Origin of the sequence: Polymorphobacter sp. PAMC 29334 (genome assembly GCF_019431245.1) — a bacterium.
Taxonomy (GTDB): Bacteria; Pseudomonadota; Alphaproteobacteria; order Sphingomonadales; family Sphingomonadaceae; genus Polymorphobacter_B; species Polymorphobacter_B megasporae.
The window spans coordinates 1-25,164 of record NZ_CP080245.1; the positions used below are offsets into that span (position 1 = coordinate 1).

Below are 25,164 nucleotides of genomic sequence, written 5' to 3' on the forward strand. Positions count from 1 at the left end.
CGCCAGGGACGTTCAGGAGCGGAACCAATGCGACATATACTCGCCTCGATGAACGATCTTTGCCAAGTATCGTTCGATGACGATTTCGGCGTGGCGCTTGCGAAACAGGTGTCATCGCTCAGCAACTATGCCCGGCGGCTGACGGGGGGCGGCGCGGACGCCGACGACCTGTTGCAGGATACGATGCTGCGTTGCTGGTCCGCGCGGCACAGTTTTCGCCCGGACAGTAATCTTGGCGCATGGGCGCGGACAGTGATGCGCAACAGTTTTTTGTCCGGTCGGCGGCGCGCGCGCTTTCAGGTCGAACTTCCCGAGGAGGCATTTGACCGCCTGCTGAGCGTCGCGGAGAATCAAAGTAATGTGGTGGCGTTGCGCGATGCAGAGTGGGCTTTGAACAAGCTGACCATCGGGCAGCGAGAGGCGGTATTGCTGGCGAGCCAAGGCGTGAAAATCGAAGACGCAGCCGCGCAATTGGCTATTACTTCAGGCACGTTCAAAAGCCGGGTGTGGCGCGGACGGCTTCGGTTGCGACAGCTTACTGAGGAAGAAGTTACGCCTCACTTCCTTGCCGAACGAAAGCGAGAGAAGCCACCCCGCCAGCAACGGAACTGGAAGGGCGTGATAATCGGCTGATACCGAGAATCTCCATCGATCCCGATGTGCTGATTCCGGTGCTTCATTTAGCAGTGTCCTTCCCCGATCTTTCAAGATCAGGGCACCTTTCCGCTGAGTCGGGAAGCAGGCCTCCACGTCGGTCGTGACTAGCCCGGATTAAACATCAGGCGAGCGGCTTTGGTTTGGCGAGCGTGGTTTAACCTGCTGATTTGGTGTAGAGAATGGTTGTCTAGACGACCCTCTGACCCCGGACAGAAAGTGCCACGCCCGCCATGGCTGAAGATAGCGTTGCCGGTTTTGGATTCCCAGCCATTTGTCGCAAGAAAGTGACGGTGGCGTTCGATGGCGGGCGGCTGACATCGGATGGCGGCGTCCTGCTGCTGGCGCGGGCGGAGCGCGCGATGGGCATCGCCGGGCGCCTGGCCGGCTGCATCGCCGACCCCCGCGACCAAAGCCGTGTTGTCCATAGCCCTGTCGACATCCTGCGGGCGCGGATACTGGCGATCGCCTGTGGCTATGAGGATGCCGACGATCTCGATGATCTGCGCCACGATCCCGGCTTCAAGCTGGCGGCGGGCAAGTTGCCCCGCGGCGCCATCGTCCTGGCCAGCCAGCCGACGATGAGCCGCTGGGAGAACGCCCCGACAACCCGCGAGCTGGTGCGGATGATGGACGTCATGGTCGATATCTACTGTGCCAGCTATCCCGCTCCGCCGGCGACGGTGACGCTCGACATCGACGAGACGGTCGATGTCGTCCACGGCGGCTAGAGCGGTTTCCGATCAGTTTGCATCGTAGCCGGAGTTTGTGAAGTAATTGGCGCATTCCTGTGGCGGGTAGAGGTCGAGGATTCGACCGATGGCGTCCCAGAGTCCGTGGATGGTTCGTTCAGCGGCTTTGCGCAGGTGGGCCTTGAGCTTCGAGAACGCCTGCTCGATCGGGTTGAAGTCGGGGCTATACGGCGGGAGGAACAGCATTGTCGCGCCGGCGGCTTCGATCGCCTCGCGGGCGGCCGGCACTTTGTGGCTCGATAGATTGTCCATGATGACGATGTCGCCCGGCAAGAGGTTGGGCACGAGTACCTGGCGGACATAGGCGACGAAGGCATCGCGATTGATCGGGCCGTCGAGCACCATGGGCGCAACCATGCCGGAGCGGCGCAGGCCAGCAATGAACGTCGTGGTTTTCCAATGCCCGTGCGGCACGCTCGAGCGCAGGCGCTGACCCCGTTGGCAGCGCCCATGGCGACGCGCCATGTTGGTTGACGCCCAAGTCTCGTCGATAAAGACCAGTCGCTCAGGATCGAGGTCGAGCTGCCCTTCGAACCACTCCTCGCGACGCTTCAGGACGTCGGGACGTTCCTGTTCGGTGGCGTGCGCGGTCTTTTTTTACGCGTGATCCTGTGACGATCGAAGAACCGCCACAGCGTGCCGATGCCAACCGGCGTGCCGCGCTCGGCCAGGTGCGCCTGCAACTCGACCAGCGTGATGTCGTCCTTCGTCTCGATCGCGCCCAGGATGAAGTCGGCATGCGCCTCGATCCTCGCCGACCGCCGATCGCCACCCTGCACCTTGGCCGCCGGCGTACCATGGCAGCGCGACAACTGGCGCCACCGGATCGCGCTCGCTGCGCTCACGCCGAACCGGACCGCCGCACCCGGCACGACATCCCGCCGTCAATGGCGGCAACAACCCGATCACGAAGATCCTGTGAAAGTCCTCGACCCATCCATGCCGACCTCCTTCATCAGCATGAAGCCTGAATCAGAAAACCGAGCCCTTGGGAATCCCTCCCGATTCACGTCGGCTGGAAACCGCTCTAGCAGCTGTCGTTCTGGAACGGCCATTATGGCGAACGCTGCTTCCTGCCGCTCCATGTATACGACACTCGAGCAGCGCCCAGCATATCTACGACACGCTCTATTGCGCCCGTGGCCAGGCCGAGACCCTGATCAAGCTGCATAAGACCCAGCTGGAGAGCGACCGCACCTCGTGCCGGTCGGCCAATGCCAACCAGATGCGGCTGATCCTTCACACCGCCGCCTACTGGCTGATGTGGCGCCTACGCCTGGCGCTGCCGAAAACCTCAGCCCTGAGGTCCGCCGAGTTCGCCACCCTCCGCCTACGGCTCATCAAGGTCGCCGCGCGGATATCGAGACTGCCAGCCGCATCCGCGTCGCGCTGGCCAGCGCGACGCGGATGCCAAGCTGTTCCGCCACGTCGCCCTCAGCTTACGTGCCGCCAGCCCATAGCCGATGCGGCCGTGCCGCCGATCGAACCCAGCCCCGCAAACCTGCCAGCATACCGAAATCGCGCCGCTCCCGCGCCGCCGGAAACTGCGTCCCGCGTCCGTCGCGAAACCGCCAAGCCGAGGCAGAAAAGCCATGGCGTGAAGGCTCAGTAGAGTCGAGGACGGGCGCGGTGGCGTGAGCCCCGTCTCCCGTCCCCGCTCATCAAACCGGACGTGCCGATTTCCGGCATCCGGCTTTCCGACTGGCTTCACCGCACAGCTTTCGGTGGTGGCCCGATGTGAGCATTCCGAAGCCGCATTACCCCGCCATCCCCATAGACATAGTCATAGGAGAAGAGACGGTTGCCGCGCCCCGGCACATTGTGCCGCCGCACAAGGAAGTGTCGAACACTCTCGTAGACGTGGTGATCGACCGCCCGATACGCCTGCAAGCGGGTGCCATAGCCGAAGTAAGCCGACCAGCCGCGCAGAAGGCGGTTGAGCCGGTCTCGGACATCAGGCCATGTGCCCATATCGCCGGGTACCAGAAGATCGCCCACTTTGTCCTTCAATCGCTGGACACTCTTCCGAGACGGGCTTGCGCCCAGATACCAGTGGCCATCCTTACGGAAGTACTCGGGACCAAAGGTATATCCAAGGAAGTCGAAGTGGTCCTGACGGGCATCCCGCACCGAGGTTTTGGCCTCATTGAGGGTGAGCCCGAGCTTGGTCATCACCACCTTCGTCCACGCCAGTGCCTCATCCGCGAAGCCGCGACTGAGGATGACGAAATCGTCGGCATAGGCAACGACACGTGCTTTGAACACCTCGCCGCGCGCGGTCTGACGCCAATGCTTCAGGAAGCGGTTCATGTAGATATTGGCCAGTAGCGGACTTGCGACACCACCCTGAGGCGTGCCGCACGTTGCCTTTTGCCCTCCACTGATGCGCCGCTTGCCGCCGCTGTCCCGCTCTTCGACAGGCGATTTGAGCCACATCTTGATAAGACGCAGCACATGCCGGTCGACAACCCTGCGAGCCACGGACCTCAGGAGGTCCGTGTGCGGAATCGAGTCAAAATAGCCCGATAAATCGGCGTCTACCACGTCGGTGTAGCCCCGGCAGATAAGCCGGTGCACTTCCTTGACCGCCTGTCCACCACCCCGGTTGGGGCGATAGCCATAGGCGCTGTCCTCGAAATCCGCCTCGAAGATCGGTTCAAGCACCAGCTTGGCGGCAGTCTGAACAACGCGGTCCCGAATAGTCGGAATACCGAGCGGTCGTTGACCACCCCCAGGCTTGGGAAGCATGACCCGACGCACCGGCTGTGGCCGGTACGTCTCCGAGACGAGTTCCTCGCGCAATCCCGCCAGCCACTCCTGCGCGCCCGCCGCCTCGATCCGTGCGAAGGTCACCCCGTCCACACCTGGTGAACCCGCATTGCTGCGGGCAAGCCGATAAGCGTGGTGCAGAATATCGTCGCGACAGATCTTGTCGTAGAGCGCGTAGAAGCGAAAGCCAGGTTCCGCCTTCGCTTTACGATACAGCTTTCTCTGAAGAGTCCGGATATTATCAGGCGTTTGCAGGCTCATCGCCAATCACCTCCACCTCGTCATCGTCAAAAGCACACCAGAAGTCAGGGTCCTTCCTTCCGCCGGCATTACCCGGCCTCAGCAGTACTATGACCCTGTCCGACTCCCGCTCCGAACCGCCGCGCCAAGCACGACGTTGAGGCCGCTACCCTCGCCCGGGACGGGTCTCCCCCGATTACCCGCATCACCATTCCAGCGTGCCGTGCCCATTACCCCGGCGGATCGAGCGGGTGCGCTCGTCGATTTCTTCCCCGCTCATTCTGCCTTCCCCGTTATTCAGGCGGGTCGGCATCCGCATCATCACTTTCGAGGCCTGCTCAGGCTTCACACGTTACGGCCCGCTGGATCGCTCAACCGCCCAAGGCGGCCTTTGTCACGAGGCTTCAGCCCGACCGGTTACCCGGCAAAGCCGCTCGTCAGCTACCAGACCTATCGACAACTATCTGGGTGGAACCTCCCTCCACTGGTGTTACGCGCCTTCGGGGCGCACTGAATAAGACGGGCTAGTTCAGCCGGCCGCTTCTCGCAGCGGCATGAAACGCGCGGACGCTCCACTTCGCAATCGCACCGAGCGGTTCAGATGAACGAGCCACCTCTGACCGCTGCTGTGCTCGCCATCATAGAAACGATTAAGCTGCTAGGCTGATCAATGGATCGCATTTGGAGCCGTCGCTCGTGCCGTCATAGCGCCGAATGCCGCCGCCTGCACGCTTGACCGCACATAATGCTTCATCCGCACGTGCAACCAGATTGTCGATATCGGTCCCATATTCCGAAGACAAGACATAGCCGATGCTCGTTCCGATGCAGATATTAAACTCGCTAATTGGAAATGGGGCCGCAATCGCACAAATTAATAGCTCCGCGAGGGCATCGACCTCGTCGGCATGTCTGGCCTGAGTCTGCACGATCACAAATTCGTCGCCGCCGGTTCGAGCTGCGAAATCACTTTCCTGCAGGACTGCTTCGATGCGGACGGCAACGGCTTTCAAGAGTGCGTCGCCAACCGGGTGACCGTAGCGGTCATTGACCGGTTTGAAGCGGTCGAGGTCAAGACAATGCACGGCGATTATGTCGACCCCGCCTGCCGCCTGGGCAAACGCATCGAAGCGCTCACGCAATGACAGGCGATTGAGTAACCCGGTAAGGTGATCATGCCGGGCCAGCCGAGAGAACGATCGGCGCATCGCGATGTCGGCAGCAGTCGTTTGATGGCGTGCGAAAATCGAACGGACACCGCCGGCGAGAAATACGGCTAGTAGCCATCCGGCGGCCATTCGGGTTAGGTCAGTTGTCGACCAGGCGACCAATATAGTCGGGATTGTCGCAATGAGGATACTTGAGACGCCGATCCAGGGCCGGAGTGAAACTCCGGCAGCGACTCCAGCGCCATAGCCGAACAACAAGCCAATGATGACGGTGCGCGTGTCGGCGGGAGTGACTGCAAACGCCACCGCGCAGAACAATCCGAATGTCACCGCAAAAGTACAATAAGCAGCGGCGAAATACGTTTCGAGACGTTGGGCGGCCTGGATATCCAAAAACGGATCACCGGCTCGCTTCCGGTAGCGCAGCACTACCCCGATACGAACGAGTGCACATCCACTCCCCAGAAATGTCAGGATACTGAGGACGATGCTATGCGTACCGCTCAAGACCAATATGCCGACGCACGTGAAAGATACCGCCATTACCACCGTATTTAGCAGCGTGGTAAAAAGACTACGGACCAATTCAATCGTCGTATCGTTAGATATAGTAGTCTGCTGAACAGCCATAAGCGTACCTTTTTCTCGCTATCCACGTTTATGCCATTCGTATTAATATTTTGGGATGCCTGCGGGATGGTGGATCTGTCGATGCGCGCGTCGATCGCCTGCGCACGATCGTCCCGACGGAAACGACGCTTGCGGCAGGCCCAAGTCGATCTGACCGGGTGGCAACTTCCTGGACCAACGGATCATCGCAAGCTCGACGCACCTTAATGCCAGACGTCTATTGCTTGACCGCTACAGGGGATCGTCGGAGAGAGGTTTTTGAAGCAATTGAGGGTGATTGAGATGGCGGACGGCACGACGAAGACTTCGGCGAAAAAGGCGAAGTCTCCGGCAGGTGCGAGCAATGCTCCAAAGACCGGCGGCTTCAACACGCCGGTGACCCCGTCGCCGCAGCTCGCAGCCATCGTCGGCGACAAGCCGCTTCCGCGAAGCGAGATTGTCAGCCTGATGTGGGTCTACATCAAGGAGCACAAGCTCCAGGACGCCAAGGATGGTCGCCAGATCAATGCCGACGCCAAGCTCGAAGCGATCTTCGGCAAGAAGCAGGCCAGTATGTTCGAGTTGAGCAAATATATAGCCGCGCATGTGAAATAGAAACCACGCTGGCACGATTGATCGCGTCGCCTAACTCGGCAATCTGCTACCTCAGACTTGAATAGGATATGCGCATGGGCTTGCGCGCATTCGAAGCGGCCTTGAACAACGGCCAAGGCACGCTCTTTGCACGTAAAGCGGATCGATAAACCTGCATGATACGTTGAGGGGACCAGATAATCCGCCTCCAGATGGAAAACATGATGCCCGACGAAACGACGGAGCTTCTTACCTTGACCGCTGATATCGTCAGTGCACATGTGGCTAATAATTCAGTCGCATTTCCCGACGTGCCCGGCCTCATAAGGGGCGTCTATGCTGCGCTCTCAGGCCTTGGCAACGTGTCCGTTCCGGAAGTCGCGAAACAGGAACCTGCGGTGTCGGTCCGGGCTTCAGTCAAGCCGGAATATCTCGTCTGCCTTGAGGATGGGAACAAATTGAAGATGCTCAAGCGGCATCTGATGACGAGCTACGGCCTGACTCCGGATGCTTATCGCGCCAAGTGGAGCTTGCCTAACGACTACCCGATGGTTGCGCCAAACTACGCCGCGCAACGTCGTTCTTTGGCGTTAAAGAGCGGGCTGGGCGCAAAGCGGGATACCGCCCAGCCCGAAGCGTCGTCTGTTTCGGTACCTGTCGAGGCATCGGCGAAGCCGAAAGGTGGTCGTCTCAGCAAGGATGCGGAGGAGCCAACCACAGCCGTAGTTGCAGCTCAGCCCAAGCCCGCAAGGAGTCGCAAGCTCGGTATTGCCGCCGCAGAGTCCGTGGACGCAGAACCCGACGCCTGAGCGGACTGTCGATCGACAAAACGGATATTCACGTCATCGTGTCAGTCGGTGGCGGACGCGCGAAATCCGCGTCAGCTGCGAGGTCGGTTGGCAGCCGCTTTGCGCAACCGATCCGTTGATCGCACGGAGCAGTTGTGAGCAGACGTCCAAAGGCTCGACTCCGATGACCTCGCGCCTCTGCTCTGGTGAGCGCCTCAAACAACACGCATAGTCGGTCGATGCCAATCGGTGCCGCCGTCTCATCCCACCCGGTCAAGCGCACTGGCGCCGAACAGCTATCGGGTCCGGTTGAGCGTATTACCTTCCACAGCGCCGATAGCGGCTACTGCGTTCTGCGGGTCAAGGTTCGTGGACAGCGCGACCTCGTGACTGTAGTTGGGCATGTCCCTGCGATCGGCGCCGGTGAGCATGTCGAGGCGACTGGCATCTGGATCAACGACCGCCAACACGGGCTCCAATTCAAGGCGGAGACAATCCGCACAACCGTCCCGACGACGCTGGAGGGGCTCGAGAAGTACCTCGGCTCGGGAATGATCAAAGGCATCGGCCCGGTCTACGCCAAGAAGCTGGTGACGGCGTTCGGCCAGGACGTGTTCGACATCATAGAGCGCGAGCCAAATCGGCTGCGAGAGGTGATCGGCATTGGCCCCGGGCGCGAGGCGAAAATCATCCGGGGTGGAGCGATCAGCGGTCGATCCGCGAGATCATCGTCTGGCTTTATGGTCACGGCGTCAGCTCGGCGCGCGCGGTGCGGATCCACAAGACCACGGCGAAGCGGCGATCACAACGATCAAGGCAGATCCGTATCGCCTCGCACGCGACATCGTCGGCATCGGCTTCAAGACCGCCGACGCCATCGCCGCCAGCCTCGGTTATGGCAAGGACGATCCCCGCCGCGTCCGTGCCGGTGTCGCGCACGCGCTAACGACCGCAATGGACGATGGGCATTGCGGACTGCCGCGTAACGACCTGATCCGTTTGGGTGCCGAACTACTCGAGGTTGCCATCCCGCTGCTCGAAGCCGCGGTCGCGGCAGAGCTCATCGCCGGCGAGGTTATCGCCGGGGTAACCGACGAACGCGAGGTGATTTTCCTCGCCGGCCTATACCGCGCCGAGCAGGGCATCGCCGAACGCCTGCGGCGGTTGCGCGAGGGGACGTTGCCCTTGGTGGCGATCGATACCAGCAAGGCAATCCCGTGGGTCGAGCAGAAGACCGGGGTGACCCTGTCGGCTAGCCAGGCGAAAGCGCTGATCCTCGCTCTTATATCGAAGGTCTGCGTCATCACCGGCGGCCCAGGGGTCGGCAAGACGACGCTGGTCAACGCGGTACTCAAGGTGCTCGCGGCGCGCAAGCTCGACATCGCGCTTGCCGCCCCGACCGGACGCGCTGCCAAGCGGCTATCGGAGTCGACGGGGATGGACGGTATGACGCTTCATCGCCTGCTCGAGACCGATCCGAAGGAAGGCAGCTTCAAACGCAAGGAGGACAATCCGCTCGAATGCCAACTCCTTGTCGTTGACGAAACCAGCATGGTTGACGTGCCGCAGATGAACGCGATGCTGAAGGCACTGCCGCCCGAGAGCGCCCTGCTGCTCGTCGGCGATGTCGACCAGCTGCCCTCGGTCGGGCCCGGGCAGGTGCTCAAGGACGTTATCGCCAGCGGCGCCGTACCGGTCGTGCGGCTGACCGAGGTGTTCCGCCAGGCGGCGACCAGCCGGATCATCGTCAGCGCACACCGGATTAACGAGGGGCTGATGCCCGACCTCTCGGCGCGAGATGAAGGTGATTTCTTCTACGTCGGCGCCGACGATCCGGGCGAGGTCGCCGACAAAGTGGTGGATCTTGTCTCCCGCCACATCCCCCAGCGGTTCGGGTTCGACCCGGCACGTGATATCCAGGTGTTGAGCCCGATGCAGCGCGGCGGTGCCGGTGCCAGAGCGCTGAACACCTTGCTATAGCAGCAGCTAAACCCGCCGACCGAGCAGGCGAGCGAGAAGTTCGGCCACCGCTACGGTCCCGGAGACAAGGTTATGCACGTGGTCAACGACCGCGAACGCGATCTTTATAACGGGGAGCTCGGGGTCGTGTAGCGTTGAGCATCGCCGGGCAAAGCAACCAGAGCAGGCTGAAGCGTGAAGGGTGGCCACGATCTCAGCGGCATCATCAAATACGCCACGCGCGACGAGTGGAACCTGAACTAACCGCCGCGGTCGGCGATGACTTGCCAGCGGTCGCTGCCATCGACCTCGAGCGCAAAGCCGTGCCGGTCTGCGAACAGCAACACGGTTAGGCCGTGCTCGCTACCCACTGGCTTTAACGACAAATCTCCCCGTCACGTCGTTTGCTCCGTTCGCCGATAGGTGCAAGTATCGCCCGCTAGGCGCGATGGCTCTACAACGGCGGCTCGCCAACGCTCAGGCTGACACTGGCGAAGCCGCCATACACTGTCTTCTTTTGTAAGTTCGTCAAAAAGACGCGTCGATCAAAACGGCGATTGTCACCCGCTTTTGAAATGCGCGGATCTGGGGTGGTTCGCGCTAGTCTAAAAGAAGCAATTCGGATCAAAATGCAGCGAAGCCGCCCCGAGATTACTGAGGCGGCTTCGGTCGGCGGTGCCACGCGAGCGCGGCTGTAAACGATTCAGGCTGCTACGATCGTCCCAGCAGTGCGACGGCGACGCGCGGCAAAGCCGGTCAGCGAAAAACCGAAAATTAGCATCGCCCACGTCGCCGGCTCCGGAACGGCGGTAACATCGAGCGATATTCCGCCGCGGTTGTCGGGAAGATAGTCGTCGAAAATTGAGAAATTCACGGCCGATGCTTTCGACAAAGTGAAGGACGACTTTGTTGCGCCGTAAGCAAAGGCTTTGGCTGCGGTATCGTAATACCCATTGCCCGGGCTGATCGGCCCAATGCCCCCGTTGGCATTCCCGTCGCCATAGCCGGTTGAGACGCCATCGATGGTGATGACGTAGCTATGCTCATAGCCTTGCGAACAATTGAAGCCACCCTCATCGCAGCCCGATGTCGAGGCGAACCGCGAGAACGCAGTGTAAGTGCCAATAATCGGGTTTACTCGGTAAGTTCCAGCTGCGAACATCTCTGGTACGCCGCTCGTAGCCGGGGTCGTATTCGTCAGTGCGTTGATGTCGACGACCACGGCACCGGCGGCAGCCGACACGGCAAGCGCGACGACAGCAGCAGCTCGGTAAAACAAAATCTTCATGGATAAATCCCCAAAACCAGCAATGTCTGTAATTTATTACGCACGAAACGTGCCAAGTGCCTAACAGCTTGATAATTATGATCTGACTTCATAATTGAGTGATTGGATTGTAAAGGATTCCGTCACTTTTGTTATCGAGATTTAAGTCTGAGTGACCCGCCGCCTTACACCGCACGGCTCTGGCAATGGATGCGGTATCGCTGCGATGTCGCTTTCGGCACTGCGGCGGTGATCATGGCCATCGACTTCACGATGAAGTTCGCGCCGCTCTATCCGTCGCTGCGCCAACGGTTTTTCAATGTCGTGATGCCGAACTCAGCAATCGTCGTCAGCCCGACTTACTGATCGGCGTCGAGAAGCTCCGTATCTGACGGATCTTGGAGACTGCACGACAAGTATGTCGCGAACCTGCGTGTCGCCAGTGACACTTTACCAAAGGGCTCGGGTAAAGTGTCACTGGCGACAGATTGGACTCGGTTGGACGTAGATACGACTCGCTCCGACTCAAGCGGGATTCACATCCTGGCCTGTGTCGTCTTCGCTGCTGATTGGCAGCAAGGCGGGGCATCGACCATGATGACATCGGCATTTCACAACCGCTCGATCTTGGCACCATTCTTCGCCGGCTCGCTCACGTGTCGGCACGTCCGCGATACGCTTTCCTGGTGCTCAACCTCATTTCCGATGCCGCGGATGAGGCCAGTCGCGCCGGTCCCATAATTGTCGACGGAAACCGGACCTTTTTGCTCCGAGATTGGATCAGCGACGCGCTGTCGCCGCTCGCACGGGGCCGACGACGGGAGTCGCTAAAGCAGCGCATCGCCACCAGCCTCGCGGGCGAACTGCCCGCCGACCCCGACCTCGCCGAAGCCATCGTGAAGGCGGCCGTCGATGAGCGGGTCCGCGCGTCGAGCAAGACCAACGTCAGCCGCGCCGTTGGTGATCTCCTCCGTGCAGGCCTCGTGCGGCGCCATTATGCTGGCTGGCGGACCAACCATCAGCATCGCGGCGGCCAGCGCTCGGCTGTCTACACCGTTGAGCCAGACGCATTCGCAGCGTTGCGTCGGCGCTCGATGCTCCTATGAGCGATCACCTGCGTCACGAGCATGTTCCCAAGCCACCGCGGCCTTTGGATTATCCACACGAAGGCCCGGGAATAAGTCGCGCAGGTGACCGACATTCCACGTCACGATGCTGCCCAATCCATTCTGCACGGCAACCTGACCGATCAAGCGGTCGTAGAGCCGCGGACCGATGCCACCGGCAGCGGCATAACTGCGGATCGTGTCGAATGTTTGCGCCGGGGAAAGGCCGACGAGTGTGGTCGCCGCGGCAACGCTCTCGAGGGTCGCCCATGCCTCCTCTGCAGACCAGCGAAACAGCGCGTTCGCATGCCGACGCGTCAGCGTCGCATACGCCTCCGCATAACTATGTGCCGCCACCGCCAAGCGCCGGTCGGGTCCGTCGGCGAGCAATGCAGCCGAAGCGGCGTGATGTTCGTGTTCCTCGGCGACCATCGCGATCACCACATTGCTGTCGAGCAGCGCTGCGACCCTCGTCATTACCGCTGTTCGCTTCGAGTTTCGTCGAGTGCCGCGTTCGCGTCGTCGAGACTGATTTCGCGACCACGTCGCGGACGCACCAGAAGGGCTCCCTTGCGGACAAGCTTGCTGTGCGGTGTACCCCGAGACGGCGGCAGATAGGCCCGCAGCGCATCCTCGACGACCTGCGTCGTCGTCAGGCCCGTACTGCGGGCCAATTCGCTGGCACGCTCGCGAGCGAAACTCGATCGAATATTAAGCTGGGGAGCATCTGGACGAGACATGATGTCGACTGTCTAGCAGACGACCGGCAAACGGGCTAGCAGGATTTCGCAATTGCTAGCCCGGTCCACGAAATGCACCGTGTCCGCATAGCTAGCGGCCGATCGTGTGCCTATCGCCGAGCGCTTACGGCACGCGCCAACGCTCATGCGAATGGAAGCGCCACCTAACTAAAGCTGCGATGACGCCATTTGCCCTCCAGTTTCCAATTGCCCTCACAAGTGTTGCGCTGCGCAACTACCGTGCCGAAAGGCAATTCTCCCCAAGAATTTATCTCAGGCCGGTGGTCCCCCACCGGCCCTTTCCATCGCAGCACATAATGCGCGCCTATTCGCGCCCGCAGTTCGAAGCTTGACCGGTATGCGTGATCGGCGGACATACGGTGAGCGCGGCGACGACGAGGGACGGACATGGCGGACGATAAGACAAAGACTGCAACGAAGACGGCGAAGGCGGGCGCAGGTGACGCGCCAAAGACCGGGGGCCTGAGCAAGCCGGTAATGCCGTCGCCGCAATTGGCGGCAATCGTCGGCGACAAGCCGCTTGCGCGCAGTGAGATCGTCAGCTTGATGTGGGTCTACATCAAAGAACATAAGTTGCAGGATGCCGTCGACGGTCGCCAGATCAACGCCGACGCTACGCTCGAGCCGATTTTCGGCAAGAAGAGCGTCAGCATGTTCGAGTTGAGCAAGGTCATCGCCGCGCACGTGAAATAATCACACACCTGCTCCTGCACACCCGGAGCAGCCGCCAGCCGCTTACCCGACCAGGACCTCATTGAAATTGATCAGACCGAGCTGGAGGCCACGGACCGCGGCCAGGGTCCGGTTGCCGTAGCCGAGCTTGCGCAATAGTCCTTGCGTCAACTCGGCACATGCCGCGTTGGTCAGCCCCAGCCGGCGCGCGATAACATAGTTGCTCACGCCCTGCGCGAGCCCCGTCAAAACGCGAACCTCAAGTTCTAACAGTTTGATCTGCGGACTCTTGGCCGCCCGCGTCGAACGGACGATCATGACCGCGCGGTGATAGGCGGCCGTGGCCATATAGACGGTGAGCTGGAGCACTACCTAGTCGACCGCCGCCTTATCTACGGTGCCGAAAAAGATGGCCCCGGTCGGCTCGCCGGGCGCCTTGACCGGAACGGCGTAGCCGCGCGAGAATCCGAAGGTGCGCGCAGCGTCGAGATACTCGCGCTGGATTGGTGTCGGCTCGCGGTAGGCTCGAACCTCTTCCCAGAGGAATGGCGCTACAGCATCAGCGAGCGAGTCGATGATCGGATCCTGGCCGAACAGCAACCGCGAATAGACCGTCGGGCGCCATGCCTCGGGGTAATCGGTGATGATAAATTGGTGCCCGCGTAGTCGATGCTGGGCAGCTGGCCGAGGACGTAACAGGCAAAACCGAGCTCGGCCGTCATTTCGGTCATCGCTTGAGCGAGCGCGTCGAGATCATCGATGCGGCGGAGTCGTGCGGTAAACCGCTGTAAACGGGGGGTCCCAATAGGCGCCGATCGGGACCCAATCCACGAGAGGAAAGTAGCACAACTACAATTAGTAGGACCAAATAGTGCGGAGTCCCGCTTCAACGCCTATTTACAGCGCGGGGTCGGGAAGCACTTAAACAGCGAAGTCGCGTCGCCGTTTTCAAGCCGGTGAGGTGCGACGAGCGGTCGCTCATGTCGCTGGGGGCCCGAGCATCGAATATTGTCCAAGGCCGATTGGCAAGCGTCGCAACGCATCCACGTTCGCGGTTCCAAATGGTTCGCGGTTCCAAAATGTCAGCGAGAGCCTACCCCGATCGAAGATGTCACTGGTGACACTTTACCTCGAAACTCAGGTAAAGTGTCGCCAGTGACACAAGGGATTCGGCTGGCCGTAAATCCGACTCGCTCCGACTCAAGCGGGATTCACATCGACGCTCGACGCGCTTCTTCTTGCCGAGCAGCAAGAAGGCGGGACATGGCACATGAACGACATCAGCACGGCTCATCGTCTCGACGTCGGCGCCATCATGCGGAGGCTTGCCGGCGCCTCGGCGCGACCGCGCTACGCATTCCTCGTTCTCAACCTGCTCTCCGAGGCGGCGGACGCCGCCGGTCATGCCGGTCCGATGGTCGTCGATGGTCACCGGACTTTGCTGCTTCGGGACTGGCTCAGCGACGCGCTGTCGCCGTTAGCGCGAGGCCAGCGACGAATCTCGTTGCGGCACCGCGTCGCTGCCAGCCTCGCGGACAAATTACCGGACGACCCGACCCTCGCCGAAGCAATCTTGACCGCGGCCGTCGATGAGCGGATACGCGCGTCGGGCAAGACCAACGTCAGCCGCGCCGTCGGTGATCTACTCAGAGCCGGCCTTGTCCGCCGCCATTATGCGGGTTGGCGAACCGATCACAAAAATCGCGGTGGGCAGCGGTCGGCCGTCTACACTGTCGAGGCCGATGCCCTCGCGGCGCTTCGTCGGCGCTCGCTGCTCATCTAATCTACTACGGCCCTATTCGCGTCTTTCGATCGCCGCATGACTCACCGCAAGCAACGCCATCGGCCATTCGCCGCATCTGATCATGGCATCATCCCGGGTAGCGCCGACATCTCGCCGTGCCGTGCCGTGCCGTGCCGTGCCGGCGGCGCCGGCAGGGGATCGATGTCGGGTCAACGGATACCAGTTCGTTCGCCTAATGCCCGACATCACGCCGCCTGCGACTAAATTGCGCCGTTAGGACCCCGCGATAGGACAAGGGGCTTTCCAAAAGCTCGACTATGTTATCGAATGCGACCTCGCATCGGCGGCCTTTTTGAACGGTTGGCGATCTTCGCGCGGGGCTAACCGGCCTGCCGTCGCCGCAAGAGAGTCGACAGAGGAACCGATCCTGCCAGCCGTTCCGACCGCTGATTCAACCACGTCTCGGCGAAGATATCGCGCTTGCGAAAATGTTCGATCAGTTCGCGTGTTGCCCGGGTCAAGCTGGCAATCAGGACTCCGGATTCGAGAAATCCGATGTCGGCGCCCAGCTCATCAGCGAGTTCTTCGACGACCATTATCATGATCGTCATCAATTTATTGTCGGCGCACCAAATTGCGAACTCGGGCCGTCCGAGCGGCAAAACGGCAAGGAGGGCGACCGGGTCTGAATTCGTTGCCTTGGCGAAGCTTGCGATCCGTTCGAACGTAAGGGGCCCGTGTCCGGCCTCGAAGCGCTCGTAGGTCCGGAGCGGGAGCGCCATCGCCCGGGCCACCTCGCTCGCCCGCATCCGCCGACTAACGCGGATGGCGCGCATCGCCGCCGACAGAAGGATGGTGTGGTCGCGGTTGCTCGAGGATAAGTTCATCGGTTATCAATCTCTTTGGTGAGACCCCTATCGATATAGACGACATGATCGCGGCCGCTGCGCAAGCCAAAGTACGCGGCTCCGCCGCGCAGGGGATCCCACCCGTTGCAGGATGGCGGACGGCGCGTCATTTCGCGAGATGATCTGCGCACCCCGTGTCGCGGACGCGTCAGAATGTGGCGGGAGCGGCGTAGACGCGGAATATAGCTGGCGGATCATTGCCGCATGTCGCTCCCGTTGCCTGATGTGGCGATATTGGTCGAAGGAGGGTAACATGGCCAAATTCGAGGCTGAGGCGACGCCGCGGTCCCGGGCTTTTACCTTTCTCGCGCAAGCACTCGCAGAAGGGGTTTATCGTCCCGGGGATATCATCCGCATCGCCGACATCGCACGCGACCTTGGTTTAAGCAGCACCCCGGTTCGCGAAGCGCTGTGTCGGCTGGCCGGCACCCGGCTGGTCGAGGACCGCCAACGCGAAGGCTTTCGGCTCGCGCGGCTCACCAGCGACGAGGTCGCGGCGGCCTATGGTCTCGAGGTGCATGTCTACAACCGCATCGTCGACGGGCTCGACGGTGACCGGCTGTCCGGCGGCGGCACCACGACCCCAAGGGGCCGGACCTTCGTGGTGGTGGGGACGCCGGTCGCCTTCGGCATGCTGCAGCAGATGACGGCCAACGCTCTTTTGCGAACGCTGGCAATCGATCTTGGAGACAGCCTTGCCCCGTATAGACGGCATGAAGCCGAAGTCATCGCCGATGCCGCCGCCGATGCGGCCCGTCTCGATGTCGCCGTTGCGAGCTGCGACTGGCCACGGGTCCGGATCGCGCTAGCGCTTTACGTCGACCGGCGCTCCGCAGTGGCGCATCGGCTCCACGTCGCGGGATCGCGCTAAGATCCGGTATCCCTGTTCGAAATGATCGTAGGATATAGTTTGGATATAGGCTGGGACGGTTGCTTGCTGACCAGGCCGCGATGAGGCGGTTCAACGATAAGGATATCGCATATGACCAAAAAGGCAAAAGTCCGGCTGACCCGGATCGGCTCACTCAAGCGCGACACGCGAGCGAGCTTCGTCGGCGACCTCGCCGAGGGCGTGATCCGCTATCAGCAAGCGTGACGCGCCGGTGCCGGTCGCGCGCGGCCGGCACCGTTTTTCGCCATTTGCCACATACCATCCCGGAACAATCGAGCATGGCCTTGACCACCGCTGCTGGAACTTTCGCGGTCCGTATCGGCGACGATGTCGTCTTTCTCGACGTTGCGACCGATGCTTATTCATGCGTTCTCAGTGAGGTGGATGCCGGCAGCGGGAGCGGCCGATTCGAATCTCTCACGGCCGATCAGATCGCCGGGCTCCTCGCCGAAGGTGTGCTCACCGACGCTGTCGCTGTCGCCGAGCAGCCGTATCCGGCCGTCCCCGGCGCGTCAGACCCTCGGCGATGGCGCGACCTGCCCGAGCCCGCCGGGCGACGGCCCCTTCGCATCGGCGACTGGCTTGCCTTTGGACGTGCGCATCGCTCAACCGCGCGGCTTTTGCGCGGTGACAGCCTGGCACCCGCGCTTGCCGCTGCCACTCGGCTGGCGGGGGCGCCCTCCCGCGAACGAGGAATGCGCGGCGACACGAGCATTTCGACCATCAAAATCGCGTGCGCGGTCGCACGGTTCGACGAGATGGCAATCTGGTTGCCACGGCGTCGCGAATGTCTCGCGCATGCCCTCGCACTGATGCACTTCCTCTGGCTCTCGGGCATCGCGACCGAGTGGGTCTTCGGCGTCCACCTGTATCCTTTTCGAGCGCATTGCTGGCTGGCATCGGGCGAGCATATCGTCGGCGACGCGAGCCACCGGGTGCTCGCCTTCGCGACGATCATGACCGTCCCCGCCGGACGCGCGTGATGGACTTTGCGGCGGCATATTGGCCGGTGGATGACGCCGGTGGCGCGGCGGTCGGCGCGCGCTTGCGGAACGCGCGACCGCCAGCGTGGCGTACGGTCGTCGATCTCCCTGGTGCCTTTGTTGCGGTTCATGGCGAACCGGCGCGCGGCAGCATCGCCGTACCCCTCGACGACGGCCGGGGCGTGATCATCGGCCAATTGTTTAACCGTGCGGCCACCGAGGCTGGCACGGTCGCCACAGTCGATCCGCGCGCGTGGCGGGGCACCGACGCGGCCGCAATCGGGCAAAATCTCTTGGATCAGGCGTGGGGCGCCTATGTCGTAACCGTTCCCGGTCGCGGCCTCGCAGCGCTCGACATCATTCGCGACCCGCTTGGCGCGCAGGACTGCCTGACATGGCGGGCGGGGTGCGTCCGGCTCGTCGCCTCGGGAGCGGAGTACCCCGCCAGCATCGTGCCTCCGTCGCCGCTGGCGATCGACTGGGCGATCGTCGCGCTCCAGCTCGCGGTGCCGGTGCGCGTCAGCGAAGCGCTCGCGGTCACCGGAATGACTGCCGTCGAACCAGGCACGCTCTGTCGGGTCGTCGGCGACCAGATCGTGCAGCGGCCACTCTGGCACCCGGCGGACTATTGTCCGCCGCACCGGTCGCCCCGGTTTCCGTCGCCCGCTGCGCTCAAACGGATGATCGACGCCTGCGTCGCCGCGTGGGCGAGCTGCTATGCGTCGCCGGTCGCCGAGCTTTCGGGCGGGCTCGATTCGTCGATCGTCGCCAGTTCGCTCCAACAATGCCCGATAAAGCCGCGCCATTGGTTCACTTATTTTGGCGAGACGCCCGAGGCCGACGAACGGAGCTTCGCCCGGGCGACGGCGGCACGGCTCGGGCTCGCGCTGACCGAAGTCCCACGGGCATCGCGCGCCCTCGTTTCGTCCGACTTCGCTGCTTTGGCCGCGGGCTTCCGGCCCGGGATGACGGGAATGGATGTCCACCACGACCGCGACCTCGCCGAACGCGCGGACGATTGCGGCGCCGATGCAATCTTTACCGGGCAGGGCGGCGATGCCGTGTTTTTCCAGATGCCGACCGCAGCCGTCGCCGCCGATGCGCTTGCCGGCGGTGCCGCGCCAATTGCCTTTGCCCGCGCGGCGATCCGTGCCGCACATTGGACGCGGTCGACCGTGTGGTCAGTCGCGTCGCTGGCGCTCGCGCGACGCTCCAAAGCACCGCCGCCACGATTGGCGTCGTTCGTTCAGTCGACGCCGATCGACCACCATCGGTGGCTCGACGGCTGCGAGCGCGTGCTCCCGGCGAAACAACTGCAGATCTTCGGCCTAGCCAATAGCCGTGTGTATTTCGGCGAGAGCTTGCGCTCGCGGCGGTGCGATATGGTGCATCCATTGCTTTCGCAGCCGCTGGTCGAACTCGTCCTCGCGACCCCGGTCGCGCACCTGACCGGCGGCAACCGCGACCGCCGGCTTGCTCGCGAGGCGTTCGCCGGGCGGCTACCTGCGAGCGTCACCGGTCGGCACGGCAAGGGTGATCTCACCGCTTATTACGGCCGGCTGGTCGCGCGCAGTCATCGGTTCCTGCGAGAATTTTTGTGCGACGGGCGACTGGCCGCGGCGGGACTGATCGACCGCAGCCGGCTCGCGTCGACACTCGAGCCCGACAATCTCGCGGTCTGCGATGCCTATACCGAGATTTTGACCGCCGCGCTTATCGAATCGTGGCTTCGCCGCCATGGTCCTGACTAAACATGCCGGCGCGCCGCTCGGTACCGAGCGTGGCGTCGAACCAGGCAAAGACTCGCGTGTAGAGATCGCGCAGATTAGCAGGGCTGGCGACGACGTGGCCTTCACCCCAATAACTGGCCAGCACCGCGTCCTTGTTCTGCCGGAATAACGCCGAGAATAATTCTTCTGCCTGACCGAGCGCGGCGATATCCTGATCGCCCTGAAGCAAGAGGACCGGTGCATCTATCGTTTTGGCCGCGAATATCGGGCTGTTGGCGACATAGATCGAGGGATCGACCCACGGTGCCGCGCCGAGGTGCGCCTGGCCCGTTTCCGACCAGCCTGCCATCGTCGTTATCGAGAGGCCGTCTTCGGGATGAACCCGCCGTGACGGGAGGAAGGTGCCAAAGGCACTGATAAAGTCGTATAGGCCTCCTGACGCGACCACCGACCCAAACCGATCGGTCTGCGAGGCGATCACCACCGCCGCGGAAGCGCCGAAACTGTGACCCCACAGCGCGAGGCGCGACTGGTCGATATCCTCGCGCCTGTCGACCTGGTTGACGAGCGCGAGGACGGTCCGCGTCAAAGCCGCGGCCGCAAGCCCGCTGCCCTGACCACGGGGAAGGCTCGGTAACAGGACAGCATAGCCCCCGCCAGCCAGGACCTGGGCACTGATGCTGTCAAGCGGCGCGCCGGGAGCCTGATCGCGCGGCGGCAGCGGGCCGAATTCGCGCCCCGGATAAGGCACGACGACAAGCGGGTACCGTTGCCCGGGTCGTTGTTTGGCCGGCAGGACGAGCCAGCTGGTCAGCATTCGTCCGTCGGCACCGGCGCGGACGATCGGCACCATCCTCGCGCTCTCGACCGACGCGAGATGCGCATTGATCATGGCGAGCAATACGGGCGGATGGTCGCCGCGCGCGAGAAGGAGATGCGACGTTCCATGCGAGTCGATTTGTTCGACGATCACCATGGCACGATGCGGCACGGGACCGACCACCGAAGCTCCCTCGAGACCGGACACGAGGACCGCCGACAATCGCCCCGGAAAACGCATATTCAGGCCGTTCGGCGTTGTCCACCATCCGGCGATCGCCTCCACCGGCAGAGGATTGGCGCGTCCCCGCTCGCCGACCTCGCTTGCCGGCCAGGCGGCGACGCGAACGCCGGGGCGCGACCACAGGATGGTCGTGCGCCCGTTTCGTCCGATCCGGAGCAGCTGGTCGCCGTCACGCACAATGATCCCGCCGGGGTCCACTGCGGCGAGCGTTGGCGATACGCTGGCGAGCCCGGCGGTAAGCGGCGTCGCACGCCCGTGGTCGAGGGCGAACCAGTCTGCGCGCGGCTCGCTCCGAGCGGTCGTGGGACGAGCGTAGACGACCACCGTCTCGCCGCTCCAGCCGGCATGGACCAGCGGCGCGAAGTCGGGGGGACCAGCAACGACCGGGGCAACCATCAAACCCCCAACCCGAACCAATCTCCCCGTCGTTGCATCGATCGAGACCAGCGCACCCGTGTCCCATGCCGCCCCGTCGTGCCGCGAAAACGCAAGGAGCTGGCGGTCCGACGGCGACCAGCTCAGGAGCGACCCGGCAAAATCGCAGGAAGCGCACACCGGCACGACGTGCGACCCGTCGGCATCGACAAGGACCAGGCGCCGCCGCTGTGTCGCCGTGCCGACGCCGAGCGGCGCCGCGGTAGGTTCGATGTCACTGCCGGCAAGTATCACCGCGATCCGACCCGTGCTCGCGGCCTCGAAATCGACGATTGCACCTTCGACGATCGTCCGGGTGGTGCCGCGGTCGAGGTCGATCGCGACGAGGCGCACCGCCGGCGGACGGGGCGTGACCCCGCGAAAGCGACCGCTTCCGACGGTGGTGGCCGTGACCGCGCTGCCGGTCGCAGCCTGCTCCCAGAGCAACGGCAGATCATGCTTCGTTTGCCACCCGGCGCGAAGGTAGACCGGCAAATCTCCAGGCAGGTAAGCGCGCACTGTGAGACGCGACTCCGACAACCATTGTACCGCGCGGCCGTCGCCGGGCAGGCCCGGCGTCACCCCCAGCCACCGGGTTGTCGTCGTCGCCAAATCGACCACGCCGAGTTCCCAGGCACGTCCGCTGAGCCGAGCGACCGCGAGGTGGCGACCGCGCGGCGAAAAGGCGAGCGCGACATAGCCCGTCGCCGCGTCAGCGGTCAGCAGTGGCCGCGCTGCCGCGGGCGCATTGAGATCGACGACGAGAAGTGAGCCGAGGGTCAGTCCCTTGTGCGTCTCAAGGTCGAACCGGGGTGCGGTCCCGGCGGCCCGGCGGCGCTCAATCACAAGCCAGCGCCCGGCCGGATCCGGCAGAATTTGGGAAAACTGCTCGACGCGGAGCAGATCGTCGACCGCGAAGGGTCTCGCCGGGGCGGCTGAGGCCGAGAAAATCGTGATGAGCCCCCATGCCCAAACGGCATCGAGATGACGCCAGCCGCGCGCGGCCCGGCCCGTCGACGCGCTTACCATTTCTTGGTGATCTGGAACGATACGAACCGACCGAGCGCATCGGCGTTGGCGGCGTCATAGCCGACCCCTGCAGCGGTGTTGACGAAGGGCGGGTTCTGATCGGTAAGGTTCTGCACGTTGAATGCGACGGCGATACCGTGCAACGCACCCGTCGCGCGCTGCGGCGCGTAGCGCAACTGCAGGTCAAGCGTTGCCCAGGCAGCTACCGGGTGACCGCCAAGGTCGTGATAGGCGTTGGCGAAGTTGACGCCGAGGCCCGCACCAACATCCCCTCGCGTCCAGTCGCTGTTGACCCGACCGCGAAGTGCCAGTGGTTTGCCGGCGAGGTTGACGTCGTTGCGACGTGGCGCGGTCGGCGTCAGCTGCTCGCGATAATCAAACAGGTTCGTGCCGGTTGCCGCGAGATCGAACTGGCTCAGTCCGGACGAGACGGTGTACGCGATCGTCCAGTCGATGCCGTCGACGAGTGTGCTGGCGGTATTGACATAGCGGGCATCGACGATGGCGCCGATCGTCGCTGGGACATAACTGCCGTGGATGATCGACGCGGGATCGTTGACGAGTGCGGTAACGCGCGTGAGATCGACCGCGCTCGTGGCGGGTGACACGACTGTGACGAATGGTGCCAGCGCCGGATTGGTCAGCGCGTCGGCAAGGTCGTCGAGTGCGGGCCGACCGATGCGCGCGCGGAAGCTGGTCCGGAACCACGTCGCACTTATCCGGACGCCGGGCAACGTGGGCGGCGTCAAGTCGACCCCGGCGGTCCATGAATCGGCTTGTTCCGGTTTGAGCTGCGGATTGCCACCGGCGAGGAGGACGACCGCTGCCTGCCCCGTCGCGGTCGTCAGCACCGTCGCGCTGATTCGCTCGGCAGTCGTCGTCTGGCGAAGATTTGGTGCCCGAAACGAGGTACCGAAACTCGCGCGGACCCGCGCCCCCGGTGCGGGCGTCCAGTTAATCCCGATTTTCGGGTTCGCCGTCGAACCGAAGTCACTATAATTCTCAATGCGTCCGGCGAGCGTCAGGTCGAGCCGGGTCAGTCCCGGGAGAGCCATGCTCGGGCCGACCAACGGAACCTCGAGCTCGGCGAACGCGGCTTCGACTGTGCGTGCCGACCGGTTCGGCAGGGTAATCGACGGGCTATCGGTGAAAAGCAAAACCGCGCCACTGGTGGTAAAGGCTTCGCGTCGAACATTGACCCCGAGCGCGAGCTTGACGGTGCCACCCGGCAGGTCGACGAGCGGGCCGTCGGCATCGGCGTTGTAGGTCGTCACCTGGCTCAGACTGTCGAACTTCTGATAGCCGCTGCCCACGAACGAAAGAATGGCGGGGCTGTTGACTGCGCCGTCACCGAACGGATTGAAGAACCCGTCACTTGTGGTGCTGTACGACGCGCCGGCCGGAACGGGTGCCGAACCAAGCGCTTCGGCGAGCGACTGGGTGTTGATGATATTGGCGACTTGATTGCGCTCGAGCTGCTGGGCGAAGGCAACATAAGGGCGCAGCTTCCAGCGATGACCCAAGCTGACGTCGGCACCGCCGGTCAAGCCGATGGTCGCCGCGCTGCCCGTCGTCCGCGACGCGCCGAGTTCGCGGGCAAAGGAGTATGCGATGAGGTCGTACGGCTGGCCATTGGGCGAAACGAAGAAGGGAGTGGCGGGCGTGGCGACGATGACCGCGGGCGACCCTGTCCCGCGAACCGCGAAGCTGCGATACGAATAACGGCCATCGAGCGACAGGGTGACGGAATCGCCTATTATCTGAACGACGCGGGCGTAAAGGCTGTGGCGGTCCTGGCTCGGCAGGAGGTCGGTATTGAGCCGCTGGTTCTCGAGGTTGACAGTGCCGGCAACAAACGATCCCGGAGCGAGCCTCGTCCCGTTCTGGCCGGAGGGAATGGCATAGGCCGGCCCAAAGCTGCGTGTGCCCGGGTCTAAGGCGAGGATATTGCCCGGCTGGCTGTAGAACTGCCGATGATCGGTTCCACCGAGCGGGCGCAGATCTGCACTCTGCGCATGGTCGCGGGCCGACGAGGCGAGCGCGTCGCGATGATAATATTCATAGGCGACGAGCGCCGAGCCCGTGGCCCATGTCGTTCCCAACGTCTGGCCTGCCTGAACCTCACGGCTGCCGCCGTGCGTGACCATCCCGGCCTCGAGGCGGGTTTCGGCACCCTGTAGCGATCCTTGAGAATGATGTTGACGACGCCACCGACCGCATCGGACCCATAGATCGCCGATGCCCCGTCGAGCAGGATTTCGACCCGGTCGACCACCGACGACGGTATGCTGGAGATGTCGCCGAATTCGCCGAGCGTTCCAGAGCCCGCGAGGCGGCGGCCGTTGACGAGCACAAGCGTCGCGCCGGCGCCCAGGCCCCTGAGATTAACGCCAGTCGCGAGGCTCGCGTTGGTTCCCGAACCGTCCGCGAGCGTCAGCGCGCTCTGTTCACTTGCGGCCCCGGTGAAATTCGCGGGCAACGTGGCGAACGCCTCGGCGAGGGTCGCCCGGCCGAGCCGGTCGAGGTCGGTCCGCGTAATTACTGTGACCGGCATTCCACCGGCATCGCGGCCACGAATATGCGAGCCCGTGACAATGATGTCGGCGGCGGTCGGATTGCCGGGCGGCGGCACCTGGATCCGGTCTGGCGCTTGTTTCGGCGGCGCCACCGAGGGCGAGTGGTGGGGTTCCAGGGGCGGAGCGCGATCGAGGACGACGACATTACCGCGCGTACTGTGAAATACGATCGCGGTGCCTGCGAGCAAGCGCCGCAGCGCATCATCGGGAGTGAAGGTTCCGCTCAGGGCATTGACGCTTTCGCCCGCGACGAGAGTGCTGCGGTAGAGTAACTGGCGGTGCGTCTGCCGGGCGTAATCCTGCAGCGCGCGGTCGAGGGACCCGGCGGCGATGCGCACCGCTTTCGGCGCGGCAGGCTCCGCGGCGTTGGCGGTGCATGCCGCCGCCGTCATCAAGACAGCACAAAGACTGGCGCCGATTGATCCTGTTATGCCCACGTTGTTCCCCCGGCGTCTGTCGCGGGCACTTTTTGTGCTGGCGATAGT

The 25,164-nt window shown here is 63.0% G+C and carries 21 protein-coding genes and 5 pseudogenes; 12 read left to right on the forward strand and 14 right to left on the reverse strand.

All coding sequences use genetic code 11. The annotated features are described in order from the left end of the window. The first annotated feature begins 27 nt into the window (after positions 1–27). A complete protein-coding gene (locus tag KZX46_RS21180; RefSeq protein WP_226896335.1) occupies positions 28–633 on the forward strand; it encodes an RNA polymerase sigma factor in 606 nt (201 codons plus the stop codon). A 254-nt stretch (positions 634–887) separates the two neighbouring features. Beyond that, positions 888–1,379: pseudogene (locus tag KZX46_RS21185) on the forward strand (transposase); the annotation flags it as partial. Between the two features lie 18 nt (positions 1,380–1,397). Here the strand turns inward: KZX46_RS21185 and KZX46_RS21190 are convergent. Continuing rightward, a pseudogene (locus KZX46_RS21190) lies at positions 1,398–2,343 on the reverse strand (IS630 family transposase). Positions 2,344–2,502: 159 nt separating this feature from the next. On the opposite strand from KZX46_RS21190, the pseudogene KZX46_RS21195 reads away from it, so the two are divergent. Then, positions 2,503–2,866: pseudogene (locus tag KZX46_RS21195) on the forward strand (transposase); the annotation flags it as partial. A 247-nt stretch (positions 2,867–3,113) separates the two neighbouring features. Here the strand turns inward: KZX46_RS21195 and ltrA are convergent. The 3 genes from ltrA to KZX46_RS21210 form a co-directional block, all read right to left on the reverse strand. Beyond that, a complete protein-coding gene (ltrA, locus tag KZX46_RS21200; RefSeq protein WP_219777265.1) occupies positions 3,114–4,436 on the reverse strand; it encodes a group II intron reverse transcriptase/maturase in 1,323 nt (440 codons plus the stop codon). A gap of 184 nt (positions 4,437–4,620) precedes the next feature. Next, positions 4,621–4,764, reverse strand: coding sequence for a hypothetical protein (locus KZX46_RS21205; RefSeq protein WP_219777264.1), 144 nt, complete (start codon positions 4,762–4,764; stop codon positions 4,621–4,623). Between the two features lie 301 nt (positions 4,765–5,065). Continuing rightward, positions 5,066–6,214 (reverse strand): GGDEF domain-containing protein, encoded by a 1,149-nt coding sequence (locus KZX46_RS21210; RefSeq protein WP_219777288.1) that lies wholly within the window; start codon positions 6,212–6,214, stop codon positions 5,066–5,068. A gap of 282 nt (positions 6,215–6,496) precedes the next feature. On the opposite strand from KZX46_RS21210, the gene KZX46_RS21215 reads away from it, so the two are divergent. Together KZX46_RS21215 and KZX46_RS21220 are read left to right on the forward strand one after the other, a co-directional pair. Next, on the forward strand, positions 6,497–6,808 hold the full coding sequence (locus KZX46_RS21215) for an SWIB/MDM2 domain-containing protein (protein ID WP_219777402.1): 312 nt from the start codon (positions 6,497–6,499) through the stop codon (positions 6,806–6,808). 191 nt (positions 6,809–6,999) lie between these two features. Next, positions 7,000–7,404 (forward strand): annotated as a pseudogene (locus tag KZX46_RS21220) (MucR family transcriptional regulator); the annotation flags it as partial. 467 nt (positions 7,405–7,871) lie between these two features. On the opposite strand, the gene KZX46_RS23090 reads toward KZX46_RS21220, so the two are convergent. Then, on the reverse strand, positions 7,872–8,042 hold the full coding sequence (locus KZX46_RS23090) for a hypothetical protein (RefSeq protein WP_226896351.1): 171 nt from the start codon (positions 8,040–8,042) through the stop codon (positions 7,872–7,874). Between KZX46_RS23090 and KZX46_RS21225 the strand changes: the two are divergent. After that, a pseudogene (locus KZX46_RS21225) lies at positions 7,962–9,684 on the forward strand (ATP-dependent RecD-like DNA helicase); the annotation flags it as partial. The gene KZX46_RS23090 and the pseudogene KZX46_RS21225 sit on opposite strands and share 81 nt — an antisense overlap. Positions 9,685–10,237: 553 nt before the next feature. Here the strand turns inward: KZX46_RS21225 and KZX46_RS21230 are convergent. Beyond that, positions 10,238–10,822: a PEPxxWA-CTERM sorting domain-containing protein gene (locus tag KZX46_RS21230; protein WP_219777290.1), complete on the reverse strand. Its 585-nt coding sequence runs from the start codon at positions 10,820–10,822 to the stop codon at positions 10,238–10,240. 743 nt (positions 10,823–11,565) lie between these two features. Here KZX46_RS21230 and KZX46_RS21235 point away from each other — a divergent pair. Continuing rightward, entirely contained in the window at positions 11,566–11,907 is a 342-nt protein-coding gene (locus KZX46_RS21235) for a hypothetical protein (protein WP_226896336.1), read from the forward strand. On the opposite strand, the gene KZX46_RS21240 is transcribed toward KZX46_RS21235, so the two are convergent. After that, complete coding sequence (locus KZX46_RS21240; RefSeq protein ID WP_219777291.1) at positions 11,902–12,384, reverse strand: type II toxin-antitoxin system VapC family toxin; 483 nt, start codon at positions 12,382–12,384, stop codon at positions 11,902–11,904. The genes KZX46_RS21235 and KZX46_RS21240 overlap by 6 nt on opposite strands. Further along, positions 12,384–12,647, reverse strand: coding sequence for a type II toxin-antitoxin system VapB family antitoxin (locus KZX46_RS23540; RefSeq protein WP_219777292.1), 264 nt, complete (start codon positions 12,645–12,647; stop codon positions 12,384–12,386). The genes KZX46_RS21240 and KZX46_RS23540 overlap by 1 nt, the downstream gene beginning before the upstream one ends. Positions 12,648–13,055: 408 nt before the next feature. Between KZX46_RS23540 and KZX46_RS21250 the strand changes: the two genes are divergently transcribed. Next, entirely contained in the window at positions 13,056–13,361 is a 306-nt protein-coding gene (locus KZX46_RS21250; RefSeq protein ID WP_219777293.1) for an SWIB/MDM2 domain-containing protein, read from the forward strand. A 42-nt stretch (positions 13,362–13,403) separates the two neighbouring features. Here the strand turns inward: KZX46_RS21250 and KZX46_RS21255 are convergent, their stop codons facing one another. Then, positions 13,404–13,709 (reverse strand): hypothetical protein, encoded by a 306-nt coding sequence (locus KZX46_RS21255; RefSeq protein WP_219777294.1) that lies wholly within the window; start codon positions 13,707–13,709, stop codon positions 13,404–13,406. Between the two features lie 3 nt (positions 13,710–13,712). After that, positions 13,713–14,039 carry an autoinducer binding domain-containing protein gene (locus KZX46_RS21260; RefSeq protein WP_219777404.1) on the reverse strand — a complete coding sequence of 109 codons (327 nt, stop codon included), beginning with the start codon at positions 14,037–14,039 and terminating at the stop codon, positions 13,713–13,715. A gap of 571 nt (positions 14,040–14,610) precedes the next feature. On the opposite strand from KZX46_RS21260, the gene KZX46_RS21265 reads away from it, so the two are divergent. After that, on the forward strand, positions 14,611–15,123 hold the full coding sequence (locus KZX46_RS21265) for a hypothetical protein (protein ID WP_219777295.1): 513 nt from the start codon (positions 14,611–14,613) through the stop codon (positions 15,121–15,123). Positions 15,124–15,464: 341 nt separating this feature from the next. Here the strand turns inward: KZX46_RS21265 and KZX46_RS21270 are convergent, their stop codons facing one another. Beyond that, positions 15,465–15,695 carry a hypothetical protein gene (locus KZX46_RS21270; protein ID WP_219777296.1) on the reverse strand — a complete coding sequence of 77 codons (231 nt, stop codon included), beginning with the start codon at positions 15,693–15,695 and terminating at the stop codon, positions 15,465–15,467. Positions 15,696–16,245: 550 nt separating this feature from the next. Between KZX46_RS21270 and KZX46_RS21275 the strand changes: the two genes are divergently transcribed. The 3 genes from KZX46_RS21275 to KZX46_RS21285 all read left to right on the forward strand — a co-directional run bounded on the left by KZX46_RS21275 (position 16,246) and on the right by KZX46_RS21285 (position 19,618). After that, positions 16,246–16,863, forward strand: a complete 618-nt coding sequence (locus KZX46_RS21275; protein ID WP_219777297.1) for a GntR family transcriptional regulator — start codon at positions 16,246–16,248, stop codon at positions 16,861–16,863. 299 nt (positions 16,864–17,162) lie between these two features. Beyond that, the gene (locus KZX46_RS21280) at positions 17,163–17,867 is read left to right on the forward strand and encodes a lasso peptide biosynthesis B2 protein (RefSeq protein ID WP_219777298.1); all 705 of its coding nucleotides are present in this window, start codon (positions 17,163–17,165) and stop codon (positions 17,865–17,867) included. After that, positions 17,867–19,618, forward strand: a complete 1,752-nt coding sequence (locus KZX46_RS21285; RefSeq protein WP_219777299.1) for an asparagine synthase C-terminal domain-containing protein — start codon at positions 17,867–17,869, stop codon at positions 19,616–19,618. Before KZX46_RS21280 ends, KZX46_RS21285 begins: the two co-directional genes overlap by 1 nt. Here the strand turns inward: KZX46_RS21285 and KZX46_RS21290 are convergent. From KZX46_RS21290 to KZX46_RS23095, 3 genes are all read right to left on the reverse strand, one after another. Then, positions 19,581–22,103, reverse strand: a complete 2,523-nt coding sequence (locus tag KZX46_RS21290) for a prolyl oligopeptidase family serine peptidase (RefSeq protein ID WP_219777300.1) — start codon at positions 22,101–22,103, stop codon at positions 19,581–19,583. The genes KZX46_RS21285 and KZX46_RS21290 overlap by 38 nt on opposite strands. Continuing rightward, positions 22,097–23,650, reverse strand: a complete 1,554-nt coding sequence (locus KZX46_RS21295) for a TonB-dependent receptor domain-containing protein (protein WP_226896347.1) — start codon at positions 23,648–23,650, stop codon at positions 22,097–22,099. The genes KZX46_RS21290 and KZX46_RS21295 overlap by 7 nt, the downstream gene beginning before the upstream one ends. 386 nt (positions 23,651–24,036) lie before the next feature. Next, a complete protein-coding gene (locus KZX46_RS23095) occupies positions 24,037–25,071 on the reverse strand; it encodes a TonB-dependent receptor (protein WP_226896337.1) in 1,035 nt (344 codons plus the stop codon). Between the last annotated feature and the right edge of the window lie 93 nt (positions 25,072–25,164).